The sequence below is a fragment of the Roseburia sp. 1XD42-34 genome (assembly GCF_009917385.1).
Lineage (GTDB): Bacteria > Bacillota > Bacilli > Bacillales > Amphibacillaceae > Virgibacillus.
This window is the reverse complement of the sequence record NZ_QWLJ01000085.1, coordinates 1-2,161: the sequence shown is the minus strand read 5'-3', so window position 1 is coordinate 2,161 and position 2,161 is coordinate 1. Positions and strand designations below refer to the sequence as shown.

At 35.4% G+C, this 2,161-nt stretch carries 4 protein-coding genes; 1 reads left to right on the top strand and 3 read right to left on the bottom strand.

The genetic code is table 11. The features are described 5' to 3' along the window. Window positions 1–674: hypothetical protein (locus D1839_RS20105; protein WP_147358307.1), on the bottom strand; the 674-nt coding region annotated here is incomplete at its 3' end. Between the two features lie 218 nt (window positions 675–892). Here D1839_RS20105 and D1839_RS20100 point away from each other — a divergent pair. After that, entirely contained in the window at window positions 893–1,048 is a 156-nt protein-coding gene (locus tag D1839_RS20100) for a hypothetical protein (protein ID WP_158589719.1), read from the top strand. Window positions 1,049–1,214: 166 nt separating this feature from the next. Here D1839_RS20100 and D1839_RS20095 read toward each other — a convergent pair whose 3' ends face one another. After that, window positions 1,215–1,775: an Imm43 family immunity protein gene (locus D1839_RS20095; RefSeq protein ID WP_120381536.1), complete on the bottom strand. Its 561-nt coding sequence runs from the start codon at window positions 1,773–1,775 to the stop codon at window positions 1,215–1,217. Continuing rightward, on the bottom strand, window positions 1,772–2,161 hold a 390-nt coding region (locus tag D1839_RS20090), incomplete at its 5' end, for an AHH domain-containing protein (protein WP_199690483.1). The genes D1839_RS20095 and D1839_RS20090, both read right to left, overlap by 4 nt.

Genomic DNA, 2,161 nt, shown 5'->3' with positions numbered 1-2,161 from the left:
AAATCATCTACAGCTTTGTTTATACTACTGACAACATCCCATACCCCTTCAAAGAAATTCGTATATTTCCTTTTTACGTTTCCGGCCAAGTTATTATATTCATCATCCGCATTTTCAAACCTTTTCACCTTGGAATTATAAAGGTCCCATAACTCGTCCATATTACGTTCCAGCTTTTTTCTGGTTGCTTCAATGCTTGTTTGGACCCTTTCCATATGGCGTCGGTTGATCTCGCTTGCTTCTTTTTCTGCATCCGTCGGGTCATCAAACATACCAAAAAACGAAGCAGGTTGCTGATAGCTTTTGTTTAGTGCCTTAAACACATTATTGGTAATACCGCCCTCTATTTGCTTTAAATTCGCCCAGATGTCATTACGATCCACACGCATCATCGTATTTCTAGAAAGCGGTGAAATGAATCTCGTAGTGTCTGTTACGTAATTTTCAAATAACGATAGTAAGTCATTGATCTGTGTTTCATAATTTGCAATTTTTTCTTTTGAGGTGCTAATGTTCTGATCCCATGCTTCCACACTTTTCCCCTCATTTTTTTGCATAAAGGTCGTTACCTTATCCAGCGAATCGTCCATTTTTTCTAAAGCACGCTTATATTTCCGAAGTTCGCCAATAATATCATCTAAAACCCCATAATTAATTTGTAAGTCACGCTTCACGAACTATCCCCCTTCTCCCTCTCCCTCGTTATTAAGACATTTCAGTTTTCTTCCCCTATGTAAATCTTAATGGTAAATTAACCCATACACCATGCGTCTTTTTTCCTTGTTTTTAGATAGGTGGTTTTTACTACTTAAACTTTTTCTTTTTTTGTTAAATAAAAAATGCCACCTACCCGTAACTTATTTCGATTATGGTTACAGGAGGTGGTTTTGTTGTGGAGAGAATAATACCAGGACATTTTGTTGGCTTTGGATCTGTAAAAGATACGGAAAGACTGGAGCAATACTGCGACGATGGTTTTACTGATGCTGGGATGGCTGAGATTAGAGATAGTATAATGATAGCCATTCAAACACTGTTCGTCAAGTAAATAAAAGCTTGTTGCATAAAGGTTTATAAACAATTGACAAAAATCATGCTTTGTAAAATAACCTATTCTAGATTAAACATTTGGGGGAGGTTTTGGGGGATTTTAAGCAAGCGCGGACAGACGTTTCTCAAAGGCGCAATAAGAGAAGGTACATAAACCTTCTCTTCTAAACTACTTTTACTTCCAAGAAGTCACATCCAGTGATATTGTGCTGTTCAATTAGTTCCTTTACTTTTTCTGATACAAATATTGGAATTTCGTCTCCTTTTAATTTGAATATATGCCCCCTTATTTTACTTTCTTTCAAGGCATATTTAGTGAAATTATATACCTTTTCGTCCTCTAATTCGAAAACACTATAAATAGAATGGGTATAGTCAATGGCATTGACAACATTTATTATATTCGCTACTGTGTAGCCTTTTAATAAATTGTTATTTTCATTGTCTTTAATATCTACTGATAGATATTGAACATTTCCTTTATCGATGTTCTCTAGTATTGATTTGAACTTCGAGGAAATAATAAACCAAGATAAATCGTTGTGTACATAATCAGCCGTATTGTCACCTTCGCTTGGGTTATAATAAAATACAGGTGACTCATTCCAGTTACTTATAACCCTTCCTTCTAACAGTTCATACTGCTCACGACCGCAATCATTTTCACAAAAGCAAAATATTTCACTATCATCATGGTACTCTTTTAGTAATTTAAAATATCTCATTTTGACCTCCAGTAATCTTTGTACAGCATGTCTGGATTTTTTCTAACCTCTTCTTTTAACTTCTCGTATAGTTTCAAAAATTTCTCTTTATCACCTTTTGCAACTTTGTCAAACGCTATAATCCTTTGTAAGACAAATTCATGATAAGCGTTTGGGTGTCTACCTTGGTGAGGAAGCAGTTCTTTATTCCAATCATCGTCTAAATCCAAACCATATTTTTTAGTGATTTTTTCAAGCTTCGGAGTGTATTTTTTACTCTTATTAGTCGCATAATGGTGCCTTTGCAAGGGTTTCTTAGCAGTTATTCCGCCCTTATCCGCAAATTTAATAACTCCGCCAGCTTTAACTAGCTTAAAAACTCTTCCGTGAGGCATTAGAGAAGCTGC